This window comes from Arthrobacter sp. UYCu511, from assembly GCF_040547105.1.
Taxonomy (GTDB): Bacteria; Actinomycetota; Actinomycetes; order Actinomycetales; family Micrococcaceae; genus Specibacter; species Specibacter psychrochitiniphilus.
Map to the genome: position 1 here is coordinate 60,471 of NZ_JBEPPB010000016.1, position 22,869 is coordinate 83,339.

20 protein-coding genes and 1 tRNA gene are annotated in these 22,869 nt (G+C 58.3%); 8 read left to right on the forward strand and 13 right to left on the reverse strand.

Annotation, left to right across the window (positions count from 1 at the left end; translation table 11 throughout):
• Nucleotides 1–191: 191 nt before the first annotated feature.
• From ABIB48_RS17105 to ABIB48_RS17115, 3 genes are read right to left on the reverse strand one after another with little or no spacing between them, the layout of a single operon-like run.
• A complete protein-coding gene (locus ABIB48_RS17105) occupies nt 192–428 on the reverse strand; it encodes a glutaredoxin family protein (protein WP_354213721.1) in 237 nt (78 codons plus the stop codon).
• A 47-nt stretch (nt 429–475) separates the two neighbouring features.
• Nucleotides 476–1,069 (reverse strand): DUF4192 family protein, encoded by a 594-nt coding sequence (locus ABIB48_RS17110; RefSeq protein WP_354213722.1) that lies wholly within the window; start codon nt 1,067–1,069, stop codon nt 476–478.
• A 7-nt stretch (nt 1,070–1,076) separates the two neighbouring features.
• Entirely contained in the window at nt 1,077–1,499 is a 423-nt protein-coding gene (locus tag ABIB48_RS17115) for a DUF4192 family protein (protein ID WP_354213723.1), read from the reverse strand.
• 879 nt (nt 1,500–2,378) lie between these two features.
• Between ABIB48_RS17115 and ABIB48_RS17120 the strand changes: the two genes are divergently transcribed.
• Nucleotides 2,379–3,158, forward strand: coding sequence for a DUF6338 family protein (locus tag ABIB48_RS17120; RefSeq protein WP_354213724.1), 780 nt, complete (start codon nt 2,379–2,381; stop codon nt 3,156–3,158).
• A gap of 595 nt (nt 3,159–3,753) precedes the next feature.
• Here ABIB48_RS17120 and ABIB48_RS17125 read toward each other — a convergent pair.
• On the reverse strand, nt 3,754–7,161 hold the full coding sequence (locus ABIB48_RS17125) for a DEAD/DEAH box helicase family protein (RefSeq protein WP_354213725.1): 3,408 nt from the start codon (nt 7,159–7,161) through the stop codon (nt 3,754–3,756).
• Between the two features lie 534 nt (nt 7,162–7,695).
• On the opposite strand from ABIB48_RS17125, the gene ABIB48_RS17130 reads away from it, so the two are divergent.
• Nucleotides 7,696–8,418: an 8-oxoguanine DNA glycosylase OGG fold protein gene (locus ABIB48_RS17130; protein ID WP_354213726.1), complete on the forward strand. Its 723-nt coding sequence runs from the start codon at nt 7,696–7,698 to the stop codon at nt 8,416–8,418.
• Between the two features lie 83 nt (nt 8,419–8,501).
• Here ABIB48_RS17130 and ABIB48_RS17135 read toward each other — a convergent pair whose 3' ends face one another.
• From ABIB48_RS17135 to ABIB48_RS17150, 4 genes are all read right to left on the reverse strand, one after another.
• Nucleotides 8,502–9,386 carry a restriction endonuclease gene (locus tag ABIB48_RS17135; protein WP_354213739.1) on the reverse strand — a complete coding sequence of 295 codons (885 nt, stop codon included), beginning with the start codon at nt 9,384–9,386 and terminating at the stop codon, nt 8,502–8,504.
• Between the two features lie 53 nt (nt 9,387–9,439).
• Nucleotides 9,440–10,582 carry a restriction endonuclease subunit S gene (locus ABIB48_RS17140; protein ID WP_354213727.1) on the reverse strand — a complete coding sequence of 381 codons (1,143 nt, stop codon included), beginning with the start codon at nt 10,580–10,582 and terminating at the stop codon, nt 9,440–9,442.
• Nucleotides 10,579–12,075: a type I restriction-modification system subunit M gene (locus ABIB48_RS17145; protein WP_354213728.1), complete on the reverse strand. Its 1,497-nt coding sequence runs from the start codon at nt 12,073–12,075 to the stop codon at nt 10,579–10,581. Before ABIB48_RS17145 ends, ABIB48_RS17140 begins: the two co-directional genes overlap by 4 nt.
• 368 nt (nt 12,076–12,443) lie before the next feature.
• Nucleotides 12,444–12,519 (reverse strand) — tRNA-Arg (locus ABIB48_RS17150).
• A 185-nt stretch (nt 12,520–12,704) separates the two neighbouring features.
• On the opposite strand from ABIB48_RS17150, the gene ABIB48_RS17155 reads away from it, so the two are divergent.
• From ABIB48_RS17155 to ABIB48_RS17170, 4 genes are all read left to right on the forward strand, one after another.
• Nucleotides 12,705–13,349, forward strand: a complete 645-nt coding sequence (locus tag ABIB48_RS17155; protein WP_110106310.1) for a single-stranded DNA-binding protein — start codon at nt 12,705–12,707, stop codon at nt 13,347–13,349.
• A gap of 69 nt (nt 13,350–13,418) precedes the next feature.
• Entirely contained in the window at nt 13,419–13,952 is a 534-nt protein-coding gene (locus ABIB48_RS17160; RefSeq protein WP_245932185.1) for a DUF6993 domain-containing protein, read from the forward strand.
• A 95-nt stretch (nt 13,953–14,047) separates the two neighbouring features.
• The gene (gene ettA, locus ABIB48_RS17165; protein ID WP_110106311.1) at nt 14,048–15,730 is read left to right on the forward strand and encodes an energy-dependent translational throttle protein EttA; all 1,683 of its coding nucleotides are present in this window, start codon (nt 14,048–14,050) and stop codon (nt 15,728–15,730) included.
• 155 nt (nt 15,731–15,885) lie between these two features.
• Nucleotides 15,886–17,688 (forward strand): BCCT family transporter, encoded by a 1,803-nt coding sequence (locus ABIB48_RS17170; RefSeq protein WP_354213729.1) that lies wholly within the window; start codon nt 15,886–15,888, stop codon nt 17,686–17,688.
• Between the two features lie 36 nt (nt 17,689–17,724).
• On the opposite strand, the gene ABIB48_RS17175 is transcribed toward ABIB48_RS17170, so the two are convergent.
• The gene (locus tag ABIB48_RS17175; protein WP_315913615.1) at nt 17,725–18,630 is read right to left on the reverse strand and encodes an acyl-CoA thioesterase; all 906 of its coding nucleotides are present in this window, start codon (nt 18,628–18,630) and stop codon (nt 17,725–17,727) included.
• 136 nt (nt 18,631–18,766) lie between these two features.
• Here ABIB48_RS17175 and ABIB48_RS17180 point away from each other — a divergent pair, with 136 nt between their 5' ends.
• Both ABIB48_RS17180 and ABIB48_RS17185 read left to right on the forward strand, forming a co-directional pair.
• Nucleotides 18,767–19,255, forward strand: a complete 489-nt coding sequence (locus ABIB48_RS17180; RefSeq protein WP_354213730.1) for an acyl-CoA thioesterase — start codon at nt 18,767–18,769, stop codon at nt 19,253–19,255.
• A complete protein-coding gene (locus ABIB48_RS17185) occupies nt 19,255–19,923 on the forward strand; it encodes a DUF8185 domain-containing protein (RefSeq protein ID WP_354213731.1) in 669 nt (222 codons plus the stop codon). Before ABIB48_RS17180 ends, ABIB48_RS17185 begins: the two co-directional genes overlap by 1 nt.
• Nucleotides 19,924–20,004: 81 nt before the next feature.
• On the opposite strand, the gene ABIB48_RS17190 is transcribed toward ABIB48_RS17185, so the two are convergent.
• The 4 genes from ABIB48_RS17190 to ABIB48_RS17205 all read right to left on the reverse strand — a co-directional run bounded on the left by ABIB48_RS17190 (nt 20,005) and on the right by ABIB48_RS17205 (nt 22,847).
• Nucleotides 20,005–20,580, reverse strand: a complete 576-nt coding sequence (locus tag ABIB48_RS17190) for a globin (RefSeq protein WP_315913618.1) — start codon at nt 20,578–20,580, stop codon at nt 20,005–20,007.
• Between the two features lie 41 nt (nt 20,581–20,621).
• Nucleotides 20,622–21,359 carry a mechanosensitive ion channel family protein gene (locus tag ABIB48_RS17195; protein ID WP_354213732.1) on the reverse strand — a complete coding sequence of 246 codons (738 nt, stop codon included), beginning with the start codon at nt 21,357–21,359 and terminating at the stop codon, nt 20,622–20,624.
• Between the two features lie 89 nt (nt 21,360–21,448).
• Nucleotides 21,449–21,931, reverse strand: coding sequence for an OsmC family protein (locus ABIB48_RS17200; RefSeq protein ID WP_110106501.1), 483 nt, complete (start codon nt 21,929–21,931; stop codon nt 21,449–21,451).
• 79 nt (nt 21,932–22,010) lie between these two features.
• A complete protein-coding gene (locus ABIB48_RS17205; RefSeq protein WP_354213733.1) occupies nt 22,011–22,847 on the reverse strand; it encodes an SGNH/GDSL hydrolase family protein in 837 nt (278 codons plus the stop codon).
• Nucleotides 22,848–22,869 lie beyond the last annotated feature (22 nt).

Genomic DNA, 22,869 nt, shown 5'->3' on the forward strand with positions numbered 1-22,869 from the left:
TGCCAACAGTGTGAAGGATTTTTTGGTAGTGGCAGCAGCCGGGAATTTAGGGGCGATATTGATGTGCGAGCTGGCTAGACGAAGGGACGTGGACGGTGGCGGGTTGGGAGAAATATTCGTGGGATGGTGACGACGCAGGGGAGTGCCACATGAGGTTTTCATACGGCACTGGGGCTCCAGCTGGTGGGTGATTATTGGATCGCGAGACGCAGCTTTTCGATTTCGGTGGGGTTGAATCCTGACCAGTGGTGGTGGTCGCTGACGACGACGACGGGGGCTTGGGAGTAGCCGAGGTCTTGAACGTACTCGAGGGCAGCGGCGTTGGTGGTCAGGTCGACGACGTCGTAGGGGATGCCGGCATGGTCCAGACTGCGGCAAGTGAATTTGCATTGCTGGCAGCCTGGCTTGCTGTAGACCGTGACGATCATTATTCTCGCCTCACTCTCCGCTTCTGGCGTTGAATCTTGTGGGATTGCTAGTGGTGGTTCCGGTACGCGGTGGTCTTGTGTTGCGCCCAGCCGGACACGACGCCGGCGCCGAGCATCTGGTCCAGCAGCCTGGCCAGGTGGTAGTCGGGGTCGAACGTGAGGGCGACGTGCATGTAGTTCCCGGCGGCCGTTCCCTTGCCCTTCCACCAGCAGATGTGCCCGAGCATCGTCAACGGCGCTGCCACATGTCCCGGGGCTGCGATGGTGAGCAGCTGGCGCAGCAGCTTTTCGGCGCTGTCGATCCGGTCCCACTGCGGGGCTTCGTTCGTGGCTCCAAAGAGAGTGGCTGCCATGGGCTGGTTGATGCCGGGCATGTCGGCCAGGATCTGGTCCCTGAGCCCGACGTGCTGCAGCCCGGCCAGGACTTCAGCCAGTTGGCCGTGGGTGGGATCGCCACCGTGGTCGATGAGTTCCGTCCACAACTGGTAGGCCGCGTGGAGGCCTTGGTCGGGGTTGGTAGTCAAGTCCTGCAACGCTGCCTCGACGGCGTCGTGGTCTACGGCGGCGAATAATTCGGGGATGGCGGGTGCGTCGCTTTGTGCGACGGCGCTGCCTTGGTAGACGAGTTCGGCATTGAGCATGCTGGACTCAATGGCAGTCAGGGGGGGTCTCTTTGCCGCACGTGGTGGGGTTGGCGCCGTCGTACGTGGCGAAGGATTCGGGGCCGACGATCCACACGTCGTGGACGAGCAGCCCGGCAGCCAGGAGCCGTCGCTTGAGCCCTTGGATCGTGCTGGCGAATGGCTTTTGGTGTCCCTTGCCCCATGGCTGGTGGGTGAACAGGGCGATGAGGACGGCGGTGGCGTCGTGGTCGATGCCGACGGCGTGGGCGACGCGCTCGGTGTAACTGTGGCCGACGTCGTCGGTGCTGGGCAGGTTGACACAGAGGGTGGGGCCGAGGGCCTTGCCTTCGAGGGCGACGCAGACGAGGCTTTCCTTCGGCCAGTAGCCGAGGCTGTGGCCCATGTAGCTGATGGCGTCGGCCGGGCTGCTGATTCTGATCGGTTCCATTGTCCTGCTCCTCCTGTGTGAACGGCGGCTGGGTGTTCGCGGCCGCCTGCTCTGTTGGTGCCTTCTGGTAAGAGGAATCACCGCTGGGTTTTAGGGCCGGAGGGCAACTTGGGGTACCGGCCACGGGGCAAAAACTCTTTCGAGGAAATAAGCGACGCAGGAGCGCCGAGGAAGAATTTTTGGGGGAGTGGACGGCGCGCAGCGCCCTGGTTGCGTGGAGGGCCCGCCCAGCGATGATGGGGTACCAGAAGGCGCAACGTCGTTTGGCATGTGTTCATAGAAGTCCATCGACCGGGGTGCCTGTTTGTGCTGACCGATGGAATTCTGTTGATTTTGTGGCAGTTAGTTTGCTGTCGCCTTTTCCATGTAGCAAGCCATCTTCTATTCCGTGCCCAATTGATCAAAACGTGTAGGAGAGCCGAGCCGTGGAAGAAGGACGGGTGCTGCTGCTCCGAGGGCTGGTGTTTTGTCCGGTGGTGGCTCAAAGGGGTAACGCTTCAGGCGAATTTATGAACATACTTAGTTGGATTGTCTGAAAGGTAGGTGTAGGGAAACGGGTGACGCTGGCCTTTGTCAGTGAAAAATATCAGCACCAATTTTCTCACTGCTGTGGCCCACGCCGAGATGTCACACCTATAGGTTAAAACTGGAGCAATTGGGCAGATGGTCTGGCCTGATCTACCAGCGACTCCACCCAACGAAAAATTGAGGTTAGGATCTAGCTATGAGCGACAAAAATAACCAAAGTAACGGTCCAGACCGTAGCCAGCGTCCAGTGGAGATTCGTGAATCGCTTGTCGGATCGTCGTGGACTTCTGACCCAAGTGCTGCGCGGGTAAGTATTTCATCCACAGAAGAAATCGTGGACTCGGCAGACGATTGATACTAAATAGCCTTGGCGCAATTGTGGCATTTCTGTTGTTGGTAGCGCCGGGGTCGATTTGGGAGCTGGAACGGTCAAAGTTCGTTCCTGGTGTGAAGGAGTCAGCGCTCATAGAGCTTGCTAGGATTGCTCTGGTCTCTCTGTGTGCGACAGGTATTGCTGTAATACTTACTTTTTGGGGATTTTGGTGGCCGCTCTACCGTGCAGCTGAAGCTTCCGGGGTTGATCCCCTGAGCTCGTCAGTCTCTTCAGTTCCTTACGTTGCTGCTGCTGTTGTTACCTCTGTCATAGCTTGTCTACTGGTCTACTTTGTGTCGCTCTATAGATGGCCTGCCAAACGGTCCATCCTAGGGATACGGCTGTGGCACCGACATTTCGTAACTCGACGGCCAACAAGTTTGGCTGGACCGGGCAATGTTGTCTGCAAGGGGAGCGATCCAATCATCATTGTTGAACTCGTTGACGGGACAGTTTGGAAGGGTCCAGTAAATGGTTTCGACTCTGATCCCGACGACAGCCACCGATGGCTGAGTCTGACTCACCCGATGAGCCGGAAACGGAAAGATGATTCAGCGTTTGTACGAATCACAGAAAAGATGGAATCGGTGCTTCTTCCTGAGAGCCAGATCAAATCGATCCAGGTCGGCTATCTGCCACCAAGATCTCCGTCAGAGGATTTTGGGGCGTCGGAACCGGAATTCCGCTCGATTTTGGGAGACGTAAAAACTGTCGGCCCTAGACTTGCCGCATGGGCTAGCCGTCGGATCAACAAATGAAGAGGATCTAGACGCTTCATCTGATTCGTATTTTCTGGGGCGTCTACATACGTATGATGGCAGTGACGTATTCGTCGCCATGGCGGGTGTGGCGCCAGTCGTGCTCGTCAAGGCCATGGACTTTAACTCTGCAACGGTGGGTAGGGCTATTACCGTATTCACGGGAGGGGAGCCCCGTCACGCTAAAAATCTAGCGAACCCAAGGGACTGAACTGGTCTTCAGAGATTGATGTCCTATTGACCCAGCGCCTCCAGAAGCGGCGACAAGCAGCCTCGCCACGTGAGGGACGCTCCTGCAATTAATTCAAGACATAATCACGGCGGTGTCACAGTCGGGACACCACGGTCTCCACCGATGCTTGGTTCCGGGAAACAGAGTGACAGATTCCATCCGCGTGTCATCAAGGATTGACTCTAAACAATCCATGCACCACGCCTGCTCCGTCGTCGTCCGATAGGCGGCAATATTGTCGCAGGACTTTGTTGAACAGGCCTTCATCAGCACAGCCATGGTTTCTTGATCAATTCTTCTATCGTTCTCGTTTTGCGACTCGTCGCATCAAATGTTGCTTCCCACAAGCAGCAAGTGTCGTGATTAGCCGACTTTCAGCCCTTCGTCGAAGGACTGGAGCACCAACTCAAGTCGGTCGAAATTTTCCTCGCCAAACAGCTCGTCCGGTCCTGTGGGTGCCAGCTCGCTGTAAGGGGAGTCATAGAGCGCGCCGATGTCCACAGAGCCGTTCTCCGACAACTGTGTGGTCAGCACAGCTAAGAAGTCCAGCTGTGCAGCGTTGAAGGTGGCGCCTGCAATGAACTCGGATAGGGCTTCCTCCACGGCTGAGCGGTCCAGTCCCACCAGGGAACGTACGAAGTGGGCCAGGCCCTCGGTGCGGGCCCGTGCGAGGTCCTCCTGCGTGCCGGCGCCGCTTTCCTCGAGGATGCGTTCCAGTTCGGAAAGGTCCAGCGGAGTCAGTGGTTTGTTGCGGCGCAGGCGCTGCAGTGTGGCTAAGTCCAGGTGGGAGCGCAGGTACATCTGCGCTTTCTGGCGATAGCGGTCAAAGTTGTTCACGCCTGAGTGGACGCCATCGAGCTGGATCTCCACCAGTTCGCCCAGCTCGTCTTCAAAGTTGGTGTAGACCACGTTGCGGCGCTTCTTCTCGATCAAGTGGACCAGCCCGCGCAACTTTCGCCGGATCGATTCGAGCCACTCCAGGGAGACGGACTGCCACTCGTTGTCGTCGGCTATTTGTTCCAGCAGGACCAGCACCGGTGAAATGGCTGGGTTGTTGGGCTGGTCGGCCAGAGCAGCGGCGATGTCTTGGATCTTCTTGCGGTATCTGTCCACGGCGCCGGGATCCACCAGGGATGCCAGCTGGGCATTGAGCACGATCAGGTCAAAGCGTTTCGCTTCTTCCTTCTCGGCAGGGGCGCCCTGTCCGGCAACCTTGGCCAAACCGGTTTCCAGTCCGGCCACGTCCTCATCGGACAAGCCAGCCCAGCCCTCCGGCGTCGAGTATTTTTCGACAGCCTGTCGGTGCGGTTTCACCAAAAAGTTTCCGGAAGGCAGTACGGAAACTTGGCCGGACAGCCCATGCACCAGGTCCGTCACCAGCGACAGGGAGCCCAATCCGGCCGCTCGGGAGGCAACCAGCAGCTTGGCCCGCGTGGCAAACGTCGTCTCGGACAGGGACTTGCCTACCGAACCTTCGTTCCCGGGAAGCCCCGCGTTGAAGTACTCGGCATTGCGGCATAGGTCAAAGATAAAGAAGTCCTGTTTGTCCTGGCCGGGCCCGAACAGGTCAGGGCGCAACCGCGTGCCGCGCCCCAGCATCTGCCAGAACTTCGTCTTCGAGCGCACCATCTTGAAGAACACCAGGTTGAGAACTTCCGGCACGTCAATGCCGGTGTCCAGCATGTCTACAGAGACGGCAATGTGCGGGTTGTCGTCCGGGCGGCTAAAGTAATCGATCAGACTCTGCGCATACGTTTCCTGGTACGTGATGACGCGGGCAAAGTGACCCTTTAGGTGCGGGTAGTTCTTGTCGAACTGCCGGGCAATGAAGTTCGCGTGATCGTTATTCTTGGCGAAGATGATCGTCTTGCCCAGCCTGTCGCCGCCAGCAACCTTGTGCCCGCGCGTCATCAGCACTTCAAGCGCCTTGTTCACGGTGTCGGTGTTGAATAGCCAGCTGTTAACGACGGCGGGGTCCACAGCATCGGGGATCTCACCTTCCTCATCCCATTCCAGCTCGTCCCACTGCTCCTTCTCTGCTTCGCTCAGATCGTCGTAGCGGATGCCCTCGTAGGGGAACTTCAGTGGCACCGGCACAACACGGGGTGGCACGAGATAGCCGGCCTCGATTGCCTCGTCCAGCTCGTACGCGTAGGTGGGGACGTTGTCCTCGATGTCGAACATTGAGTAGGTGTTGCGGTCCACGTCGGCCTGCGGCGTGGCGGTCAGGCCCAGCAGCAGCGAGTCAAAGTAGTCGAAAATAGCCCGGTACTTTTGGTAGATCGAGCGGTGCGCCTCATCGACAATGATCAGGTCGTAGTGTCCAATCCCGAACGACGGCTGACCATCTGCGCCCCGCGCACTGCCGGAAATCATGTTCATGATGGTCGGGTATGTGGCCAGGTTGATGCGGCTGTCGGTGTCGTTGTCGCGCCCCAGGATGGCCGGTGCGCTGCCGGGAAGGTGGGTTTTGAAGGCCCTCGCCGCCTGCTGGACCAGGGATACCCGGTCGGCAAGGAACAGGATGCGCTTGGCCCAATTTGCATCCATGAGCAACTTGGAAAGTGCGACGGCGGTCCTCGTCTTCCCGGTTCCCGTCGCCATCACGACAAGTGCCTTTCGGGACGAGGCTTCGAAGCTTTCCGACACGGCGCGGATGGCGCCGTGCTGGTAGCCGCGTTCCACAATCGAATTGTCGATCGGTTCGCCAGCCAGATGCCGGCGCGTGGTCCGCCGGGCGATCATCAGTTCCAGCTGGTCACGGGTGTGGAACCCCTGGACGGGGCGGTCGCCGTACAGGGCGTCGTCCCAGATCCATGTCTTGTAGCCGTTGCTGTAGTAGATGACGGGGCGGCGCCCGAATTTTTGTTCGAGGCAGTCGGCGTACAGCTTGGCCTGCTGCTTGCCCACCAGCGGATCTTTGGTGGAACGCTTGGCCTCAACCAGGGCCAGCGGCAGCCCGTCGGCACCCCACAGCACATAATCGACGTAGCCGACCCCGCTGGCGCTGGGCATCCCGGTGACCGGATACTCACGGTCCTCATCCTGCGTCAGCGGCCATCCGGCGTCGTGCAGGTCTTGGTCAATGAGGTAGGCGCGGGTCAGTGCCTCGTCATAGTTGTGCACGTCCGGAGTGGCCTGGTTGCGCTGCTTGGCTGCCGCAATCTGGGCCAGGGCCTCCGCGAGCTGGTGTTCCAGTGACGTGGACGCGGCACGGGCTTCAGCGAGTTCCTTGTCCTTGGCGGCCAGCTCATCAGCGAGCTTTGCCACGGCTTCCATGGACGAGCGAGCAGGTGCCGGAGTCTTCAGCTTCGGCTTGAGCAGTTCGAGATCCAGCGCCATGCCGGTTGCCGGCAGGTTCGCGGCGTCGATCGTGTAGGTGCGGGCAAGCCAATAGCAAACATGGAAGAGCTCAGCCACGGCGAACTGCGAGTTTTGGGGCGAAGGATCAGACTTGCCGTGGACGGCGTTGTTGCCGGCCTTGCGGATCGCGTTGAGTTTGCTGGTGATGGTGCCACCCACCAGAGCCTTGAACTCGGGCTGGTTCAGCAGGCCATTGAAGTCCCGCTGATACGGGTACGGGATGGCGGTTTCATGCTCATAAATCCAGTCCACAATGTGCTCGGCCGTGTGGCGGGCATACATCATGGACACGCGTGGATCTATCCAGGCAAACTGCTCAGCTTTGCGAGCCCGCTGCGCCAGATCAGGCCACTGCTCCCGCATGAAAACGAAATTACTTTGCACTTCCCCCAAGACTGCTCCGTTCATGACGACCGCCTCGATGCGGCAAGAATTCTCTGATTCATTGAACCACGGACGGCTGACATAAGAGATTCGCTGGCGGATGTTCGACGCCAGTTAGTCTGCCAAGTTGACGTATGACGGTGGCCGGCCAGCGTGGATGCCGCGCCGGCCGCTGGATTCTCACGTCTGCGGGCAGCGACACAATGTTGGAATTAGTAGCCAGTCCCTGCGCCAAAATTGTTTGTTGCTCCCACTTCATACTCGTGGACATGAGGGCCAGTCCATCCATGAACACGGTCAAGGATCACAGGCTGACGTTCGGTTGTCCGAACGTGATGCTACGGTTTCAGCATTCGAAGAAATCTTTCAGCAGGCGATGAGCGCCGGCCAACAACGATCACTCAGGTTGCCAGCCCCGCCGAAGATGACGACTGCTTTGATCCTGTGCAGCTTCATGGAGAAATCAATAATCGTCCATCAATTGTTTGGGGAATCCCGGTAACGGCCAACGCCGCTTTGAACGTCATAAACAGATAGTCCAACGAGGGAAGGTAAGACATGGAAAACCGTGCTCAAGTCGTTTCGGAGTCAGATGTGTTGGAGGGCTTGAAAGGTTACTCGCGAGAGGAGTCCATCCTGGCGCACGGATTCACGCTTAAGACAAAGTGGTGGAAGGAACAGCTTGCTTCCGTCAACTGGGAATCCCAGGGCAAGTTGGCAGTGGATGCCCCGCTCAGTGTTGAGATTTCCCGTGGTGACCTGTTTGGTATGGCTGCCGGTGTCCATAATGGAGAGGTGCTTGTAGAGGATTTCGCCTTCAACGTGCTGTTGTGGGGGTCCGGTGAGTCGCGCCGCAACAACCGCGCCCGGATCCAATCCATCGTGGCTAGTAATGCGGGAACCGACCTGAAACGGGCCCTGGATATATCCAGATCCGATCCGTTGGCCTCGTTCAACGCGTTTAAGCCGAAGGGCAGAAACCGTTTCCAATATCTTGGGCCGGCGTTCTTCACCAAGCTAATGTACTTCTACGGCGCCGGATCCCCAGAGCACAAGCCCCTCATTGTGGACCTGCGTGTGCTTCGAACCTTGTCTCGCACCGAGGCAGGCAACGGCATCTATGTTGGTCACAACTATGGTGTCAACACCTACACCAAGGCGACGGCAGCCATGGAACACATATCGGATGCTGCCTGCGCTACCGGCAACGCAGATCTTGATCTATGCACACCCGAACTTGTTGAGCGCTGGGCATTCGATCAAGGTGGGGCTCCGAAGTAATTCGGTGGATTGAATCCCCACCTCTAGATGAAGCGGCTACCGGCTCGCAAATTCCAGTCCCGTCGGGTTCTCCGGACCTCGGCTTACTCGAAGAAGTCCTCGTCGAGTTCGACCACGTCGTAGCTCTCCTTCACCTGGACGCCCACTCGGTATTTGATCATCAGGCTGGCCAAGCGGTCACCGTCAATTAAGATGACGCGTGACGGTACATTCGCAGCGTAGGAGAGGGCGTGAACCGTGAACGCACTCGTTGTGATGAACACACCCTTGGATGCCCCAACCCCCTGAAGGGCGCCAACAAATGCCTGCACTGTCTCTCGGCTGATATTGCTACCTTCGGCGTAGCGCTTGGCCTGGATGTAGACCTTGTCCAACCCCAGTGGGTCTTGATCTATGACTCCGTCGACGCCGCCGTCCCCGGTGCCGCCGATTCGCTTTCCCCGCTGTTCAGCGCCGCCGTAACCCATTTTCAAAAGCAGGTCTACAACGGCCTGCTCAAAGAACGCCGGATCGCTGGCTCGGAGCCGTGCGATGAGGAGGGAGCTGACGTCAGTATGGATCAGCGCGATTCCAGCTTCAATCTGTTCCTGGGGAGACAATTCGGAGTCCGGCTCGATCACCGCATCCTGACTCTGGGCCTCTGCGGGGCCGTCCTTACTAGCAAAATGGGCGGCATAAGCATCAATCGTGTTCATAATTTTCTGATCGAGCCCCTGGGGATGCTTTTCCAGCAATGCGTGCCCAAGCGCCGTAATCTCAAACATTGCCCTCGCCGGCCGGACGGCAGCCTCTGCAATTGTCAGGTCAGAGATTGCCCAGCCAATCCTGTTCTCTGCCTTCGGCTGGCCCGACTTCAGGAGAACCGAACGCTGCCCCTCGGACAAACCCACGAAGTCCAAGACTTCGGACACGAGCTCACGCCTGGCATGCTGCTTTCCGTCACATAGCACCCGCAGGATAGGAACCATGAAGTCCTGCCACCGCGGAATGCCATCGGGTATTGGAGTTGAAGGTGTCGCAGTCACAATTCTCCTCTAAAAGCGCGGTGCTGTAGCGATGCGAAGAGAACGTCCAGTTCCGCCAGCTGTGTGCGGTGTTTTTCCTTTAAACGTTCGACACCCGCTACTCGCCTTGCGAACGTCTGCTGCAGTTCGAGCGGGGGAAGCGGAAGCTCAAATTTTCGGATCTGCTCGAAGTTGAGTCCAGGTTTGGTCTGACCGTATTGCATGTTTTTGATAATTCTTTGCCCGCCATTTTCTTGATTGAGAAAATATGACAAATACACGGGAAGAATTTCTTCTGTTACGGGACGAAGTATAGCAACGTGCTGGCTAATGAACGCGCCGGCCGAAGACGAGAGGACCGGAGCGGCACGGCCAATTAACGACCCGGTGATAGTCAGTAGTACGTCGTTGGTCCGTACTTTGGTTCTCCTAGCTTCAGCGTTGTCAGGGGCATCTACGAAGATCGCAGTGTCTTCATTAACGACATTTCGTTGAACATCTAGTGATCGGATGAACCGGCTGCCGGATTCGGAGTAGTACTTTGCCCATCCTCGTCCGCCGCTTGTAACGAAGTTGAGCAGCTCACCTAGACTGGTTCGACGCTGGCCCGGGGAGTGAAACATCGAGCTGAAGATGGACTGTGTCAGCCCGTCGAGGTGGGCGAGGGCTTCGCGGCGCTGGGTGCGGAGGTGGTCGGCCTTGTCCAAGATTGCCGCGATCTGGCGCTGCTCAGGGAGGGGTGGGAGGGGAACCTGAATCTCTTTGAGGAACTTGAAGTGCCGGCTGTAGCCGGCTGACGGAATGTCCACGAATCGCAAGTAGTGAAACAGGAATCGGACGTCGGCGCTAATCCTTGGAACGAGAACCTTCGTTCCATCTGCTCCAAGAATGAACGGGCCTTCAACATATTTTAGGATACGGGTGTGGTCGCCAAAAATAATCACTGGGCCATGATTTGCGGCGAGTAAGGATTCGTCGTTGGAGTAGCCAGCAACGGCTTTTTGGCCTTGGTCAACGATAGGGAACTTTCCGGATTCTAGATACTCGGACGTCTGGACCTTTGGGTTGCCGCCAGTCTTGTCGGCGAATACTTCGAGGAAAGGCTTGGTCTCGACAGGCTTGATCAGTGCGGTGGTCTTTGACGAATCAACCAGCATCATTTCAGCAGCTCGCGCAACTCCGACATACCCGCGATGATGTCAGACTCAAGTTCGTCGAGGGCGCCGAGGATTGCTTTGGGGGACTTGTGGTCGACCTCGTCGTACTCGATTTCCTTGTAGCGGTTGAGGGAAAGGTCGTAGTCGTTGGCTTCGATCTCGGAGCGGGGGATGCAGAAGGACTGGTCGGTTCGAGCCCGGGTGAGTTCCGTCGTCGAACGTGTCATCCAACGGGAGAAGACATCCTCAAGGTCGGAAGTTGCGAGGGGTGTGCGCTTGTCGTCGAGGGAGAAACCGTCGCTCTTGACGTCGTAGAACCAGACATTCTCCGTGCCACCGGCGTTGGTCTTGGTGAAGAACAGGATGGCGGTTGAGACTCCGGCATAGGGCTTGAAGACGCCGGAGGGGAGCTTCACGACGGCATCGAGGCGGTGGCCGTCGACGATCAGCTTGCGCAGTTCCTTGTGCGCGTTGGTGGAGCCGAACAGTACGCCGTCCGGGACGATCACCGCCGCGCGGCCGCCGGGCTTGAGCAGGCGCAAGAACAGAGCCAGGAACAGCAGCTCCGTCTTCTTGGTCTTGACGATGCTGAGGAGGTCTTTGGCGACGTTGTCGTAATCGAGGCTGCCAGCGAACGGGGGATTGGCGAGGATGAGATCGTATTTCTCTTCCTCTGTTTCGTGGAGGTTGGCCAGGGAATCCCGATAGGTGACCTCGGGATTCTCCACGCCGTGCTGGAGAAGGTTCATGGCGCCAATGCGGAGCATGGTGTTGTCGAAGTCGAAGGCGTGAAACTGTTCGTTGTGGTAGAACTTTGCCGTCTCCGAGTTGGTCAGCAGCGTTTCGTTGTTATCGCGCAGGTACTCGGAGGCCTGGACCAGGAAGCCGCACGTGCCGGATGCAGGGTCACAGATTACCTCGAGCGGCTGTGGCGCCTGCATGCGGACCATTAGGTCGATGATGTGGCGAGGCGTGCGGAACTGTCCATTGGTGCCTGCCGTGGAGAGCTTGGAGAGCATGTACTCGTAGAGGTCGCCCTTGGTGTCCTTGCCCGACATGTCCATGGCGGAAATGACGTCAACCACGGTGCCGAGTACATTCGCGGTGGGGATGGTGAAGCGGGCGCCTTCAAGATGCTTGGCATAGCTGGAGGCCTCGCCGTTGGACTGCGTGTGCAGGTCCTCGCGCAGGAACGTGAACATGCGGTCAGTGAACAGTTTGAACATCTGGTCCTTGGACAGGTCCTGGAAATTTTTCCAGCGCAGATCACTCCACGGACGGCCCAAATGGTCATTGCCCAACGGGAACGGCAGGTTGTGGGCTTGTTTCCCCGTACGTAGCGCCTGCTTCTCGGCTCGGGTCTGTGCCTCGTCCAGCCGTTTCAAGAAGAGTAGATACGTGACCTGTTCAATAATCTCGATGGGGTTGGAGATTCCGCCGGTCCAGAACGTGTTCCAAACCTTGTCTACCTGAGACTTAATTTCACCTTTGATCACCAGTCGAGTTTAGCGCCGGAAACCTTACATGCTGGGCCGGTCGATTCTGCCGCGTGTTTGGTGAGCTACTCCTGTTGTCGAAAATCGCTGGAGCCCAACTGGGCCGGAATGACACGAGTGCTCGTCGACGTCCGGCAGTCAGCATCCGGTGCTCTCGCTATGCCTAGCTCCGTAGCATCCCCACGGTATCCGGGGACCGACACCAGACGACGTGGCCGAGAGGTAAACAGTCTACTGAGGTGCTGAAAAGGGGGAGTGATTCTTGAAAAAAATTTTGCTGAATTGGGGGAGTAAAGGGGGAGTTGGGCCATTTTTGGCCTTAAACGGCTCTGACCTGCGGAACATAACCGCAGGTCAGAGGCGCTTTTTGGTGCCCCGGGCGGGAATTGAACCCACGACCAAGAGATTAGAAGGCTCCTGCTCTATCCGCTGAGCTACCGAGGCGTTGACCCAATCATGGGCCGCATCTAAATTATCAGGTTTATTCATGTTTCTCTTCCTCCACAGGCCCACTAGGGCTTGATTTGGTTCACATTTGGGCTTCTTCCACTGGTTGATGACCCGGGAAAGGCGTTGGCTGGAACTCAAGCAAACACTGCCGCAGCTGCGGCCCATCGAAAGGTAGGGCAATGGGAAATCACATCAGTCTCCGGGGATTTGTCAGTTCTGAGATCGTCATGAACACCACGGACAGTGGCTTGGTCATCGGAAAGTTCCGCATGGGTTCCAACATGCGCAGACTCGATCCCATCACTAACAAGTGGGTGGACGGTCCCACCAACTGGTTTCGGGTCAATGTTTTCAAGGCACTTGCCTCCAACACCATGGTCAGCATCCACAAAGGGGACCGGATCTTGATTGTGGGCAAGCTGAAGGTGACCTCCTACCTCCGTAAGGACGGAAGTCACGCAACCGGCGTTGAGATCGATGCAGACAGCATTGGTCCTGACCTCCAGTTTGGAACGGCAAACTACCGCCGCAAGACCAGCGCGCGCCTTGCCGGCCCCGGAGACGGCGAAATTGGTCATGATCCCGGTGGTTGGGGCGGGCCTCAAGACGTCGAGGAAGGAGAGATCCCCGATGATGAGCCAACTAATGCAGATCAGCCACACGAAGGGACCGAAGGCGGGGGCGATGTTGATGGCAGCGAGGGCGATGAGGACCTAGATGCGGCCGCAGCAGCGTATGACCCCGCAAAGGCTGAAGGGATCCAGCCGCATGAGCACGCTGATCATGAGACGGGGGAGATCCTGGCAGAGGCAGCCCCCTTCTGAGGTGTTGGCCAAGCTCTTGGTTCGCCGTGGTGGAGCTCAATTACCGGGTACGCATGGCACAATGGCGGGGTGACTTTGGAAAAGATGACATCTCGCCACCAGCCCACTCCGCGCAAGCTCAGTCTCAGGGCTGTTGGAGTATCTGTTCTGTTAGTGGCTTCCATGGCATTGAGCGGTTGCTCGCTGCTACCAGGCGAGGCGCCAGCTACCGATGCTGCACCGGCCGCTACTTCGAAAGCCCCGGTCAAGGATGGTGCCAATACCCCCGAATCAAAGGCCCCCGAAGAGAAGCAGGCTGAAAAGGTTTCGGCTGCTGAAGAGATGTCCGGGAAACTGAAAGCCACACTCACCACACTGGCCTCCACCACTAAGGCGCCCAACAGGGAGCAAATGATGGCAGCCATGCTTGAAGCTGGCGCCGTCAAGGAAAAGGTGGAGGTGTCCATTGACATCACACCTACTGGACTTGCCGTGGATGCCATTGAATCTGCCACGCTGGTTGGAAAAGAATGCGTCATCGGTCAGGTACGTGGCGGAAACGTTGCCGTGACCACCCTTCCGGTCTTGGCATCAGGGCGCTGCTTCGTCGGAGACGTTCACTAGGCGCCAGCGCCCCTGACCGGCCACAGTCTGCCGTGTTGCTCACTTACACCGTCGCGAATGTGAGATATATGCCTGCACCCACTAACCTTGAGGGTATGGCGGAATTTATTTATACAATGTCCAATGCCCGCAAGGCTGTTGGAGAAAAACTCATTCTTGACAACGTAAGTATGTCTTTCTACCCCGGCGCCAAAATTGGCGTTGTGGGTCCTAACGGTGCCGGTAAGTCCACCATTTTGAAGATCATGGCTGGCTTGGACACTCCCTCCAACGGTGAGGCTCGTTTGAGCCCCGGCTACACTGTGGGCATTTTGCTCCAGGAGCCGCCGCTGAACGAGGAAAAAACCGTTCTGGGCAACGTCCAGGAAGGCGTGGGGGAGATCTACGCAAAGATCACCCGCTACAACGAGATCTCCGAGGAAATGGCTAGCCCCGACGCTGACTTCGACACCCTTCTCGAAGAGATGGGCAAGTTGCAGGAAGCTATTGACACTGCCGATGCTTGGGATATTGACTCTCAGCTGGAGCAGGCAATGGACGCACTGCAGTGTCCCCCGGGAGATTCCGATGTCACGCTTCTCTCCGGTGGTGAACGCCGCCGTGTTGCCTTGTGCAAACTCCTTCTGCAGAAGCCTGACCTGTTGCTCCTGGATGAGCCCACTAACCACTTGGACGCTGAGTCCGTAAACTGGTTGGAACAGCATCTCAAGAGCTACGCCGGCGCCGTCCTGGCCGTCACCCACGATAGGTACTTCCTTGACCATGTTGCCGAGTGGATTGCAGAAGTAGACCGCGGTCACCTGTACCCCTACGAAGGTAACTACTCCACTTACCTAGAGAAGAAGCGCGCCCGTCTGGAAGTTCAGGGCAAGAAGGACGCCAAGCAGGCCAAGCGCCTCACCGAGGAACTCGAATGGGTTCGCTCCAATGCCAAAGGGCGCCAGACCAAGTCCAAGGCCCGTTTGGCCCGCTACGAGGAAATGGCTGCCGAGGCTGACCGCACGCGCAAGCTTGACTTCGAAGAGATTCAGATTCCCCCAGGCCCGCGCCTTGGTGGGATCGTGCTCGAGGCCGACAAGCTGAAGAAGGGCTATGGGGACCGTGTCCTGATCGACGGACTCTCCTTCACCCTGCCCCGCAACGGCATTGTTGGCGTCATTGGGCCCAACGGTGTTGGTAAGTCAACCCTCTTCAAGACCATTGTTGGTCTTGAAGAGCTCGACGGCGGCCAGCTCAAGGTAGGTGACTCGGTCAAGATCTCCTACGCCGACCAGAGCCGCGGTGGCATTGATCCCGATAAGACCCTCTGGCAGGTTGTCTCCGACGGACTCGACTTCATCCAGGTGGGCCAGGTTGAAATGCCTTCCCGTGCCTATGTGGCAGCCTTTGGTTTCAAGGGTCCGGACCAGCAAAAGAAGGCAGGTGTGCTCTCCGGTGGTGAGCGCAACCGTCTGAACCTGGCTTTGACCCTTAAGCAGGGTGGAAACTTGTTGCTCTTGGATGAGCCCACTAACGATCTTGACGTGGAAACTCTCAGTAGCCTCGAGAACGCTTTGCTGGAATTCCCCGGCTGCGCCGTTGTGGTCTCTCACGATCGCTGGTTCCTTGACCGCATCGCCACCCACATCCTCGCCTACGAAGGCACCGATGAGAACCCGGCCAACTGGCACTGGTTTGAAGGTAACTTTGACGCCTACGAGGAAAACAAGGTTGAGCGCCTTGGTGCAGACGCAGCACGTCCGCACCGCGTGACTCACCGCCGCCTCACCCGCGACTAGTCCCCACGCCCTCCCAATAATCAACCGCTGGCGCGTTTGATTGTTGGGTCCTTCGGGTACGTGGGCCCATAAAGTGGCCGGTTCCTTTTGAGGGACCGGTCACTTTTATGCCCGTAACACGCGTTTTCCTCCCTTCATGGATCTAGGCTGGGGCCATGTCAGTGACTCAATCCAAGCCTCCAGTCCATCGTTGGGTTTTTTGGCCAGCGGCCTCCATAGTTTTGGTATTTGCAGCGTTCGCCATGATTGCGCCGCAAACTGCCGAGGCGCTCTTTTCCAGTATTCAAGGCGCCATTGTGGGCTACTTCAACTGGTATTACGTGCTGCTGGCCACCGCTTTGGTGATCTTCAGCTTGTGGGTAGGGTTCAGTAAATTCGGCGATATCAAGTTGGGCAAAGATGACGACGAGCCTGAATTCTCGCTGGGCTCATGGTTTTCCCTACTGTTTGCCGCAGGTATGGGCATTGGCTTGGTGTTCTACGGTGTCAGCGAACCACTGAGTCACTTTGCGTCCCCGAAGCCTGGCACCACTGGTAATCCCGGTGAACTTGCCCAGCATGCGCTCTCTCAGACATTCCTGCACTGGGGTGTACATGCCTGGTCAATCTATGTGGTGATTGGATTGGCCCTGGCCTACGCCATCCATCGTCGCGGGCGTCCTGTTTCCATCCGGTGGACGCTGGAACCCTTACTGGGGAAGAAGAGGGTGAGCGGTGGTCTGGGAAACCTCATTGACGTGGTGGCCTTAGTTGGCACCATTTTCGGTGTTGCCACATCACTGGGACTAGGTGTTTTGCAGATCAGTGCAGGTCTGGAACACGCCGGGCTGATCACCTCCTCAATGTTCATAGATCTTGTCATCATTGTGGTGGTCACCTGCCTGGTGTTGCTCTCCGTGCTCTCTGGAGTGGGCAAGGGCATGAAATGGCTCTCCAACACCAACCTGATTCTGGCCGGCATTTTTGTACTCTTCTTGCTGGTGGTGGGTCCCACCCAGTTCCTGCTGCGTAACTTTGTGCAGTCAACCGGCAACTATCTGCAGAGTTTTGTGGGTATGGCTTTCAACGTCAGTGCCTTCTCCGGTGCGGAGGGCGAAGTATGGCAGTCAACGTGGACCACCTTCTACTGGGGCTGGTGGATCTCCTGGGCACCCTTTGTGGGTATCTTCATTGCCCGGATTTCCAAAGGACGCACCGTGCGCCAATTTGTGGCAGGGGTAATCCTAGTCCCCACCGTGGTCACCATACTGTGGTTCAGCGTGCTCGGTGGTACCGCACTGTATTCCGAGCTTTACGGCCCGGGCGGGCTGGTTGGTACGGATGGAACAGTGGATTCCGCCGGAGCACTCTTTGCCACACTCGCTCAGATTCCCGCAGGCGGGGTGCTGACCATCGGAGCGATCATCATGATCGTCATTTTCTTTGTCACCTCGGCAGATTCAGGTGCGCTGGTCATGGGAATGATTGCCAGTGGGGGAGATGTGGAACCCCGAAACTGGATCCGTATCTTCTTCGCCCTAGCCACATCATTGTTGGCCAGCGCGCTGTTGCTATCCGGCGGGTTGGAAGCACTGAAAACGGCAGCCATCATCATCGCACTGCCTTTTAGCCTGGTGTTGATCCTGATCTGTTTTTCCACGTACCAGGCTTTTGCCCGTGAGACTCGTGCGTATGAGAAGGCCAAACGTCAGGCCTTTGTTGGCCATATTGGGGACTTTTACGGGTTGGAGGTGGATGGTCCGCAGCAGATCTCTCCGTTGGTGACCCTGAAGCTCCTCACAGCTAGATTGCGGGGGCAAGTTCCGCCAGCACGGCGCCCACGCATTGATCCATTCGGCCACACCCGCCCCGGATCAGGATTCCTTGAAGGCGCGAACGCGGGTCCCGAATCCGGCGGCACTACGGAGACTGCCACCTCCGCCCCGGTTGAGGCGCCCACCGACAAACCGGAACCGTAGCCGCGCCGTGTCACGCCCCAGCCTTAGCCCGCAGGCTTAGTCCGCAGCAGTACCGTCTGGAATACGCATCATGCCCTCTTGCGCCACAGAGGCCACCAGCACGCCGTCGCGGTTGTAGAAGCGGCCCAGGTTCAGGCCGCGGGCCTCTGAAGCACTGGGCGATTCGGCAACGTACAGTAGCCAATCATCCACCGCCAGGGGCCGGTGCCACCACATGGCATGGTCAAGGCTGGCCACACTGATGCCGGGGGTTGCCCAGCTGATGCCGTGGCGTCGCAGTGAAGGCTCCAGCAACGTGTAATCACTGGCGTAGGCCAGAGCCGCGCGGTGCAAGTTCTGGTCCTCAGGCATGGGGCCCAAAGTTTTCAGCCACACAGCCGTGTGCGCCACATGCTCACCCTTGACATCAAAATAGATGTCATTCTCTACATGCCGAATGTCAAAGGGGCGTTCGTAAGCCCACGCCCGGGCCACAGGGTGATCGATCCCACCCAGGAGTTGGGCCGACGTGGGAAGTGTCTCTGGCGCAGGAATGCCCTGCGGCATGGGCTCTTGATGCTCAATCCCACTGTCAGGTTTCTGGAATGAGGAAATCATGGACAGGATGGGTACACCGCCCTGGTAGGCATGGGTGCGTCGCGCTGAGAAGGAACGCCCATCGCGCAGGCGCTGCACGCCAAACGTCAGGGAGGAGGCCGCCTCGCCTGGGCGCAGGAAATAGCCGTGCATGGAGTGCACCAGATGGTCCCCTCCCACGGTGCGAGCAGCCGCCACCAGCGACTGTGCCAGAACCTGGCCACCAAAAAGCCGGGCTCGGGGCGCTTTTGCATCACCGAGACCTACAAAAATATCCTCGTCAGTTTGAGCACCTCCTGCATCGGAGAGCTCCAAGATGCGTAGGAGGGATTCCATAGGGTCAAAGTCCGTTGGTGTGACATTCATAAACGTGACTCTATGTGTCCAGAGGAGGCTGCGACAAATGGGGAGTCCGGTATGAATCCGGCCCTACGCCTGGCTTTTGCTGTGACGTTGGGGACTTTGATTGGTGGCACCAACGCCGCTTTGACATGATGAAGGCATGGCACCTGGCTTTCAGCTCACCCAACAAATCCGTTTCGGCGACATTAATGCGTACAATCACGTCAACAATGTGGCTTATTTGCAGTATCTTGAGGACGCGCGAGTCCAATTGTTCTATGCCGAACTGCCCGGTGGCAGCACTTTCCGCGGCCTGCTTGGCCCGGAACTCTTCACTCTTGTGGGACGTCATGAGATTGAGTATCTAGCCCCCATCAGCTTCCGGACCGATCCCATCTATGTGAATACTTGGGTCACCCATGTGGGCGGTTCCAGCTTTGAACTCGGCTACACCGTCACGGAAGCCGACACCTCCATTATTTACGCCCAGGCGGCAACCTCCATGGTGGTGGTCTCACGCGACACGGGGCGCCCTGTCCGCCTCACGGAGACCCAGAAAAGCGCCTTGAAGCCATGGCACGGCGACCCGGTGCCCTTCCGGCGCGCACCCGCCCGTCCCGTTCTGAGCCCAGCACAAGGAGCACACTGATGGACACCACCACCCACACCAACGAATTGGTACTTGAGGATGCCGGAACCCTTGCGGATCTGCGCACCTTTGTTAGCCGTGCCCGTACCGCGGACGACGGCGCCATCCGGCTTCAGGGGGCCGGTCACGTTCTCGCGGCATATGTGTGCGTCATGCGCGGGAAGCTTCTGGGGGAAGGTACCCCCACGATTCTGGGACTACGAACCATGGCCCTGGCGGCACCCGCTGATCTTGATGTCACGGTGTCCCTGTCCGCGGTGGCGGACCGTCTGGCCCGTATGAGTGAGGGCGAGCTCCGCCTGCCCGTGCCTCCCATGAGTGTCCACGAATCGTGGGCCGGGATCGGTGCCCCGCGCGCGGCATGGCAGGAAATTGCTACGGTTCCTGCGGAGACTTTGATCGAGGTGGCGAAAACCGGCGTGCAGGAAATTGGCCAGATTATCCCCGTCAATCCCGGCGCTCTTTTAGTCAATAACGTTAGGGCTTCCGTCTGGGGGCGCACCATGGCGGATGTGCCGGGCCAGATCCCCGGCGGTGCCGCCTTCGCAGCGTACGCGCTGGGCTTTGTGGCACCCACCGAGACTGCCACTATTTTTCTTTCGCACCGGTGGCTGCGGATCAGCACCAATCGGGGCCACATTCTGGTGAAGCCGGCGTCGCTGCTTTAACGTGAGCCGCCCGGGCAAACCCAGCCCGGGCATACCCAGCCTGGGCAAACCGGCCCGAGCCCACCCCACCCAGCTGGCCTTTTAGAGTGCCTGTGATGGAACCGACGCTGCGTTCACTAACGACGCCGCGGCCCGTTCCATGTAGTCCCACAGGGTGGCCTCGTGCATGGGGGAGAGCTCCACGGAATCGACTCCCTTGCGCATGGCCACCAGCCAGCGGTCACGGGCCTCGGGGGTCACGGCGAATGGCATATGACGCATGCGCAGCCGCGGGTGTCCGCGCTCTTCAAGATAGGTGCGCGGCCCGCCCCAGTACTGCTCAATGAACATCAGCATGCGGTGTTCAGCCGGGCCCAGATCTTCCTCGGCGTACATGGCGCGCAGCACTGGATCAGCAGCGATGCCCTGGTAGAACACATGAATCATTTTCTTGAAGGTTTCATGCCCGCCCACCTGGCCGTAAAACGTGTCCGAGTAATCCTCTGCTTCATCCGGGGTAAGCCCCGATGTGGACGGCAACGGTTTGCCCACGGTGGGAATTGGCAGGAGCGTGGCCAGCGGTTCGCCAAAGCGGGACGGGATAGGGGTCCCCTCCGCGGCATCGTTAGCGGCGGGGCCGTTCGCAAAGGGAGATGTGGGATTGTGCTGGGAACTCATAGTCTGTTCAGTGCTTTCTGGTGTTCTTACTCTGATGTTCTTTACTCAGAGGTCTCGTTCAACTCCGACGCCGGGACTTGCCCGGGTGCCGGTGCGGGGGCTGGTGCCGGGGTGCTTGAGGTGACCGGCGTTTGAGTTGAGGTGGGTGAGCCTGCTTCAGCTGGGGGATGGTAGCTGCCCTTGGAACGGTTGCCCAGGCGCAGGATCTCGCCATTGCGCAGGTACCAGAGCGTGCCGTCTTCGCCAAGGACCCGGGTGATCCGCAAGCTGACGTATTCAACCGTGCCAATCACCTCGCTGGTTTGGATGACGTCACCAATGCCGAACTGGTCCTCAATGGCAATAAAAATGCCGGCCAAAAAGTCACGGATCAGTTGTTGGCAGCCAAAACCAATGGCAATACCGAGTACGCCCACGCTTGCCAGCAGCGGAGCAATGTCTATCTTGAAGGCAATGAGAACGTAGAACCCGCTCACCACAGCCACCACTATTGTCACGACGGAGTTCAATAAGGTGCCGATGGTACGGGCCCGCTGGACTCGGCGTTCATTATCCAGAGCACGCGCCACAGGGTCAATGGTGCGCAGCATGGGCGCGGCCCAACGCATGCTCCGGTGCTCCAGTAACGTAGTCTCGGCCTTAGCGCGCTTGACCACTATGCGGATGAAGTAGTGCAGCACCAGCCACACCACCAGACCCACTGCCACAGTGATGCCGGCCTGGGCAAGGTTCTCGAAGAAGCCTTCAGTGGGTTCACCCAATAAGTTGGTTAGCTGCACGCGCGATTTACCTTAAAGTCCGTTCCAGTGGGGCAGGGATGATCATTAACAACCCTAACGCGCAGTGGACACGGTTTAGTCCTGGGTGCTCAGTCCTGCGTGGCAGCCAATAGACCCGGCTGGTGGTGCACGGGAAAGTTCACACTGCGGGCAATGAAGCACGCAGCCGCTGCTTCGGCATGTAGGGAGAGGGCGAGTGATTCGGTGGCTGGATCTGCCACATAAATTTTGGGGTGCAGGGTGGCTGACTCAAATTGTCCGCTGCCATCAGGGTTAAGCACCAGCGTGGCCGTGGCGGTGTCCTCATATTTGGTGATTACCACCCCGTGTTTTACGGCTACATGCAGATAAGAAAGCATGTGGCACTGGGCCAGGGCTGTCAACAGTAACTGCTCCGGATTCCACCGGTCCCGGTCCCCATGGAAGGTCTTATCCGCTGAGCCCAGGAGTGCCGGCAGGCCCTGCGCCGTGATGGCATGATCGCGGCCATACGATTTATAGCTGGATGTGCCGGGCCCTCGGTTACCTGTCCAGTGGACGTTGATCTCATAAGAGTGCTTAGTCAGGCTCATGCAGCCAAGCATAGGGGATTCTCACACCCCTGGGATATTGCCTGCCCCGGGGTGTGAGAATCACTTTGTGGGAGGTGCTTTAGAGGAAGTACTTCAGGGCTGCTGCGTACCCGTACTGGTAGCCGGCAGCATTTGGATGGAACGCGTACGGGTTAGGCCCGCCCGGGTAGTTCAGCCAAGGGTTGGCTGAGGGGACGGCGTGTCCGCTAAAGAGATAAGCCACCGGGACAAATGCCACCCGGTTGGACAGGGCGCTATAAGCGAGCGTGCCATTGAGCAGATCAGCGGCGGCGTTCAAGGCCCGGGTTCCGGAGATCTGAGTTGGGGTGTATCCCAGAGCGGCCATGTTCTGCGGTTCAAAGAGCCGCGGATAGCCCAGGTACAAAACCTTTGCGCCCGGAGCCTTGGCCTTGACTGCCTTGAGCATGGAGGTTACAGATTTTGGCAACTTGCTCATGAGATGGATGGAGTTCGCCACGGCACCTTGGCACATGGTGGCAGTTGATGTTGGCGCAAGGCAGGCCGTGATGGCGGCGGTCCAGGCAACATCGTTACCACCGGCCGTCAACGTGATGACCTTTGTGCCCGATTGCAGATACGGCACTTCCAGGGTGCGCACTTGATCGGTGGTAAAACCGGCGCAGGCCAGATTCTCCAGGTGGGTGCCAAGTTTAGCGGCCACCCAGGGGCCATAGCCGTTGGGGCTCTGGCCACAGGCGCCAACCTCGCCGCCACCACCGGAGCCTGCCGAATAGGAGTCTCCCAGAACCGTATAGATACTGCTTGTTCCAGTGGTGTGGGTGGTTTGTGTCTGGGCCAGGGCCGGTGTTCCGGCGAAGCCCACAATCATCCCGGCGGAAAGGAGCGTAACAGCTCCTACGCGGGCAGCAACTGACTTCAAATGATGTGTGAACATGCCCTGAAGCTACTCCGAAAAG